Below are 5,929 nucleotides of genomic sequence, written 5' to 3' on the forward strand. Positions count from 1 at the left end.
GCTTACACAGAGCGCCTGAATAGGCTTTTATGAGTGTCCAAGATTTGGGGGCCAGTTCAGTTTTCAGACGACCTTTTCATATCAACCGATTATTTAAGCAGCAAAGCGTTTGGCGACTTCGTCCCAGTTGACGATTTCCCAGAAACCTTTCAGGTAGTTGGGGCGGCTGTTGCGGTAGTCGATGTAGTAGGCGTGTTCCCATACGTCGCAGGTCAGCAGCGGAGTGTTTTCAGTGGTCAGCGGAGTTGCCGCGTTGGAAGTGGACACCAGATCCAATTCACCGGCAGGAGTTTTCACCAGCCATGCCCAACCGGAACCGAAAGTGCCTGCCGCGCAAGCGGAGAATGCTTCTTGGAACTTCTCAAAGCTGCCCCATTTGGCGTCGATGGCGGCAGCCAGTTCGCCAGAAGGTTTGCCTTGACTTTTAGGCGTGAAACCCAGCCAGTAGAAAGTGTGGTTCCAAGTTTGCGCTGCGTTGTTGAACACGCCGCCTGAAGATTTTTTCACAATCTCTTCCAAAGATAGGTTTTCAAATTCGGTACCTTTGATTTGATTGTTCAGATTGGTGATGTAGGTTTGATGGTGTTTGCCGTAGTGGAACTCCAAAGTCTCTTTGCTCAGATGCGGGGACAATGCGTCGAGTTCATAAGGCAGTTGTGGCAGCTTATGTTCCATTTTAGTGCTCCTAAATTATTTATATATGATTGTATTTTGGTAGTGTCCGCTGCTCGGGATAAACCGGACAGCATCGCTATTTTACCTGCTTTAAATCAGAGAAACCAATTAAACTTGCGCTGCGCTATAATAGCGGATTCCAATTTCCATTCATTTAGGATTGCCGCCATGAACGATTATCCCGATACGTCGTCTGAAGACCGCGAAGTCAGCGCGTTGTCGCTGCCGCCGCATTCTATGGAGGCGGAACAATCCGTTTTGGGTGGGCTTTTGCTCGAGAATTCGGCTTGGGACAGAATCGCCGATGTTGTTACCGGTGAAGATTTCTACCGACACGAACACCGCCTGATTTTCCGCGCCATCGCCAATCTGATTAACGAAAGCCGTCCTGCCGACGTGATTACCGTTCAGGAAAGTTTGGAGCGCAATGAAGAACTAGAGGCGGCAGGCGGATTTAATTACCTGATTACTTTGGCACAAAACACGCCGTCTGCTGCAAATATCCGCCGCTATGCCGAAATCGTGCGCGAGCGTTCCATCATGCGCCAGCTTGCCGAAGTCGGTACTGAAATTGCCCGTAGTGCCTACAATCCGCAAGGCAGGGATGCGGGGCAGCTATTGGACGAAGCGGAAAACAAAGTGTTCCAAATTGCAGAAAGTACGGCTAAATCCAAGCAAGGCTTTCTTGAAATGCCCGCGCTTTTGAAAGAAGTGGTCGAGCGCATCGACATGCTTTATTCCCGTGATAATCCCGATGAAGTTACCGGCGTGTCAACAGGGTTTATCGATCTGGATAAAAAAACCTCAGGCCTTCAGCCTGGCGATTTGATTATCGTGGCGGGTCGTCCGTCTATGGGTAAAACCGCTTTTTCGATCAATATCGCCGAACACGTTGCCGTAGAAGGCAAGTTGCCTGTTGCCGTATTTTCGATGGAGATGGGCGGCGCGCAACTGGTGATGCGTATGCTGGGTTCGGTGGGTAGGCTTGATCAGAGCGTTTTGAAAACAGGCAGATTGGAAGATGAACATTGGGGTCGTCTGAATGAAGCAGTAGTTAAGCTTTCCGATGCGCCTATGTATATCGATGAAACACCGGGTTTGACCGCGCTTGAATTGCGCGCCCGCGCCCGTCGTCTTGCACGCCAGTTCAACGGAAAATTGGGCTTAATCGTGATTGACTACCTGCAATTAATGGCAGGCTCAGGCCGTTCGGACAACCGAGCCTCAGAACTCGGCGAAATTTCGCGTTCTCTCAAAGCCTTGGCGAAGGAGCTGCAAGTGCCCGTCATTGCCTTGTCGCAGTTGAGCCGTACCGTAGAGCAGCGTACCGACAAGCGGCCAATGATGTCTGACTTACGGGAATCCGGTGCCATTGAGCAGGACGCCGACCTGATTATGTTTATGTACCGCGACGAATACTATAACCAAGAATCGCCCATGAAAGGGCTCGCGGAATGTATCATCGGTAAACACCGTAACGGGCCTGTCGGGAAAGTATTCCTCACTTGGATGGGACAATTTACCAAATTCGACAATGCAGCCTACATACCCGAATCCGCATTGATGGAAGATTGAGACAAATTAGCCTAAAAACCAAGCAAATTTCATATTTTATTAGGCAATTCATCCCAATATCGTTTAGAATGAATCAAACCGCATAATTCCGGCGATAAAAATATTCTAAGTCGGATGATAAAACACATTACTTAACTCTAGACGTTTTTACCACTCATGTACGCACAACAAAAAGGTTTTACCTTAATCGAATTGTTGGTCGTGATTGCTATTACCGCCATCATGGCCACTATCGCCCTTCCCAATATGAGCGAATGGATTGCCTCCCGCCGCGCTGCCAGTCAGGCAGAGCAGGTGGCAAACCTCTTGCGTTTCGCACGAGCCGAAGCAGTCCGTCTCAATCTCCCTGTCTATGTCTGTCCCGTAAAAATTAGAAAACACGGTCTGGCTGACGGTACATGCGACAACAGCCAAAAAAGCAGCGGCCTGCTCGCCTATGCCGATAAAAACCGAGACAAAGCCTATAAGAATGACACAAGCGATATCTCCCTGCGCTCCATAGTCCTCAATGGTACCGACCCTGCCAAAGTTTCCCATACATTCCAACACGTCGCATTTGGAAAAGATAATGCCGATGACGGTGAGGCCGTATTTTGGTCATTTATGCCCAACGGCACATTCGGCTATACCAACTCTAAAACACTCGATAAATCAACGACTTTCAAATACGCCGACGGTTATATCAAGATTAGTATGACTGATAAAGCCGCAACGACCGAAGAAACCAAAAAATCCCGCGCCAGTATCGTCCTTATCGACAGCAGTGGTCGCGTCGAAATCTGCGCCAAATCAGATTCGCGCCCCCTTTGCCAATATTCAGAATCTCAAAGTCCCGAACCCAAAAAATAAAAATACCATCCTATGAAATACATAACATTACATACAAAAGGTCGTCTGAAAACGAGCAAAGCGAGTTTCGCCAAAACCCGTTATTCAGATTTTTACAAACCTAACCAAGCAGGTATGACTTTAATTGAAGTCTTGGTGGCCATGTTCATCCTCGCAATCGGCGTACTCGCCCTGCTCGCCATCCAGTTGCGTACCGTTTCCAGCGTACGCGAAGCGGAAGGGCAAACCATCGTATCCCAGCTCACTCAAAACTTAGTTGAAGGTATGCTGATTAATCCAAGGCTGGAAGAATGCACTCGTAACAATAGTCAGCGTGGATTTTGTAAAACATACATTGATGACTACATTACTGCCGGCTCTAGTGATAATCCCAAAAACGAAAAATTAGATCCCACAACCAGCATGAGCAAAAAAAGTTTAGCAAAAGCACAAATCGCACAATTCGATCAAGCCTTGCGTGCTGCTTTACCTGAATCCGAATTTCATTATGAAATCTGCCAAGACAGTTCTAATAAAGAACCTACTTATGATGGATCATTTAATTCTCATTGTGACAAAAAGGCAGATGCTGATACTGTTATTAAAGTGTTATGGCTTAAAGATGCAGAAAGCGACAAAGCAGCAAGCGGCATAAAAAGACACGAAGACTCTATTGTTTACACCTACCAAGTACGCGTAAGGGAAAGATAATGAATAATAAAAACCGCCCACACATTCCGGTAAAAGCAGGTATGCAAGGCTTCAGCCTGATTGAATTCCTTGTGGCAAGCGCATTAAGCATGATAGTCCTGCTGGCCGTCAGCTCAGGCTATTTCACTGCACGCAGTTTGAATACTGCTGCCACAGCGCGCTTAAATGTTCAGCAGGATTTGCGTAACGCATCTAATCAGATCGTACGTGATGCCCGTATGGCGGGAAACTTCGGCTGTTTCAATATGTCGGCATATGATGCTAAAGCTGTTATTGAAGACTTTGGTTCCCAAGAGTTCTTCACGCTCAAGAACGGACAAACCCTTCCTGCCGTTAGAGAAACAAATGCTCTAGGTGCGACTGGTTTTGCACAGAGCGGTAAAGCACTGATTTTCCAATATGGTATAGATGCCACATCACCAACCGCGGCAACAGCAGTAGCGAGCAGTTGCACAAATATTACCAAACCAGGAGAGCAAATTACCGATGGTAAAAAATTCTTAAAAACAGATGGTTCTCAAGCTGGCAATATTTCAATCATGAAACATGAGGTAAATGCTTATGCTGTTGGTACGGTAGACGGGCAAGAAGGTTTGTACCGTTTCCAACTGGCTGACAACGGTACATGGAGTAATCCGCAGTTGCTGATCAAGGGAATAAAAAATATGGACATCCATTACTTTTATACTGAAGGATGCCCTGAGACTTTTGAAGGAAGTGAGGCTGCATCAGCCCCTACCCCCACCACCACTACTGGAAATGCACAAAATCAGGGAACAAGTCAGGAAAAAGACGAAAAATTCAAATATACTAAAGATTTTTCCAATAAAGAAACACCTGCCTCCATCGAGATCCTGTTGAACGGAGGTAACAGTATCAATGTAGGCAAAAACAATGATAAAAATGAAGTCCAAATCTATCGAATCAACGCGACTGTACGCGGAGGAAACAAATGCGCAGACCGATTACTTTAAACCATCCTGCTAAAGCCTCTGCACAAAAAGGCTTCGCATTATTCATTGTCCTGATGATCATGATCGTCATCGCCCTGCTCGTCGTTACCGCGACCCAGTCCTACAACACTGAGCAGCGAATCAGTACTAATGATGCCGACCACAAGTTTGCTACTACGCTTGCGGAAGCAGCATTGCGTGAAGGTGAGAACCACATTTATGAAATCGAAGACGGTAAAAAACCATTTACTGATGATTGTGCCGAAGGATTGTGTAAAGCTGCTAATGTTACAGCGGGAACCTACACTATTGCTTCAGGAACAATTACCGTCAGTGGTAGTTCAAAAGATGAAGCATGGATTCGAGAAGACAATAAAAAAGAAACAAAATACATTGATATTAACGGAATAAAATATCCAGGTGTAAATAGTGGTGCGAAAAAAGATGCGCGTTATATCATCGAATACCTAAGCACCAATTCTACCGACAACCGTACCATTTACCGCGTTACCGCCAAAGCATGGGGGGAAAACGAAAATACGGTGGTTATACTACAATCTTATGTAGCCAACGAATAAAATAAATAGATAAAATCATGAATACGTCTATCACTAAATCTCAAGGGTTTACGCTGGTTGAGATGCTGATTGTCGTTGCTATCATCGGCATCCTCAGTACCATCGCTTACCCTTCCTATATCCATTACATCGAACGCGGCTATCAATCTCAAGCGCATACGGAACTGCTTGCTATTAACAATGCCTTAAAAACCGAATTAGTCAAAAATCCTACCCTTAAAATAAAAGATGAAATTGAGGGAGATACGGGATTGGTTAAGGCCTACAAAGCTGCGCCCGAGGTCGCTGCCAAATACGACTTCAGCGGTGAAATGAAAAATAAGGACGCTAAAAACAGCAGGGCTTATTATCTTTTCGCTACTCCGAAAACCGGTACTGATTACAAACTTTCCGTTTGGATGGATAGTTTGGGCAATGCCTACAAATGTACCGATGCAGAATCTGCTAAAGCCAAGTCAACAAGCAAAACCGGCAATACAGGCTGTGAACAGGTAGGTTATAAAAAATAGAGGACTAAATCGGCTCTTTTATTTATAGTGGATTAAATTTAAACCAGTACGGCGTTGCCTCGCCTTGCCGTACTATCTGTACTGTCTGCGGCTTCGTCGC

7 protein-coding genes are annotated in these 5,929 nt (G+C 45.9%); 6 read left to right on the plus strand and 1 reads right to left on the minus strand.

The genetic code is table 11. From position 1 onward, the window contains the following. Nucleotides 1-93: 93 nt before the first annotated feature. Nucleotides 94-675, minus strand: coding sequence for a superoxide dismutase (locus tag AC5M9B_RS04255; protein ID WP_487648295.1), 582 nt, complete (start codon nt 673-675; stop codon nt 94-96). A gap of 168 nt (nt 676-843) precedes the next feature. On the opposite strand from AC5M9B_RS04255, the gene dnaB reads away from it, so the two are divergent. The 6 genes from dnaB to AC5M9B_RS04285 all read left to right on the plus strand — a co-directional run bounded on the left by dnaB (nt 844) and on the right by AC5M9B_RS04285 (nt 5,829). Further along, the gene (gene dnaB / locus AC5M9B_RS04260) at nt 844-2,250 is read left to right on the plus strand and encodes a replicative DNA helicase (RefSeq protein ID WP_003764236.1); all 1,407 of its coding nucleotides are present in this window, start codon (nt 844-846) and stop codon (nt 2,248-2,250) included. 156 nt (nt 2,251-2,406) lie between these two features. Then, nucleotides 2,407-3,099, plus strand: a complete 693-nt coding sequence (locus AC5M9B_RS04265) for a GspH/FimT family pseudopilin (RefSeq protein ID WP_487648296.1) — start codon at nt 2,407-2,409, stop codon at nt 3,097-3,099. A gap of 12 nt (nt 3,100-3,111) precedes the next feature. Further along, nucleotides 3,112-3,789, plus strand: coding sequence for a type IV pilus modification protein PilV (gene pilV / locus AC5M9B_RS04270; RefSeq protein WP_186805565.1), 678 nt, complete (start codon nt 3,112-3,114; stop codon nt 3,787-3,789). Then, nucleotides 3,789-4,763, plus strand: coding sequence for a PilW family protein (locus AC5M9B_RS04275; protein ID WP_070656673.1), 975 nt, complete (start codon nt 3,789-3,791; stop codon nt 4,761-4,763). The genes pilV and AC5M9B_RS04275 overlap by 1 nt, the downstream gene beginning before the upstream one ends. Continuing rightward, the gene (locus tag AC5M9B_RS04280) at nt 4,742-5,320 is read left to right on the plus strand and encodes a pilus assembly PilX family protein (protein ID WP_070656672.1); all 579 of its coding nucleotides are present in this window, start codon (nt 4,742-4,744) and stop codon (nt 5,318-5,320) included. Before AC5M9B_RS04275 ends, AC5M9B_RS04280 begins: the two co-directional genes overlap by 22 nt. A gap of 17 nt (nt 5,321-5,337) precedes the next feature. Further along, the gene (locus tag AC5M9B_RS04285) at nt 5,338-5,829 is read left to right on the plus strand and encodes a PilX family type IV pilin (protein ID WP_487648297.1); all 492 of its coding nucleotides are present in this window, start codon (nt 5,338-5,340) and stop codon (nt 5,827-5,829) included. The last annotated feature ends 100 nt before the right edge of the window (nt 5,830-5,929 follow it).

The organism is Neisseria flava, from assembly GCF_982712965.1.

Bases quoted from the DNA above. Each gene is read 5' to 3' on its own strand.
- AC5M9B_RS04280 (WP_070656672.1), top strand. From the start codon at position 4,742: ATGCGCAGACCGATTACTTTAAACCATCCTGCTAAAGCCTCTGCACAA.
- AC5M9B_RS04255 (WP_487648295.1), bottom strand. From the start codon at position 675: ATGGAACATAAGCTGCCACAACTGCCTTATGAACTCGACGCATTGTCC.
- AC5M9B_RS04265 (WP_487648296.1), top strand. From the start codon at position 2,407: ATGTACGCACAACAAAAAGGTTTTACCTTAATCGAATTGTTGGTCGTG.
- pilV (WP_186805565.1), top strand. From the start codon at position 3,112: ATGAAATACATAACATTACATACAAAAGGTCGTCTGAAAACGAGCAAA.
- dnaB (WP_003764236.1), top strand. From the start codon at position 844: ATGAACGATTATCCCGATACGTCGTCTGAAGACCGCGAAGTCAGCGCG.
- AC5M9B_RS04285 (WP_487648297.1), top strand. From the start codon at position 5,338: ATGAATACGTCTATCACTAAATCTCAAGGGTTTACGCTGGTTGAGATG.
- AC5M9B_RS04275 (WP_070656673.1), top strand. From the start codon at position 3,789: ATGAATAATAAAAACCGCCCACACATTCCGGTAAAAGCAGGTATGCAA.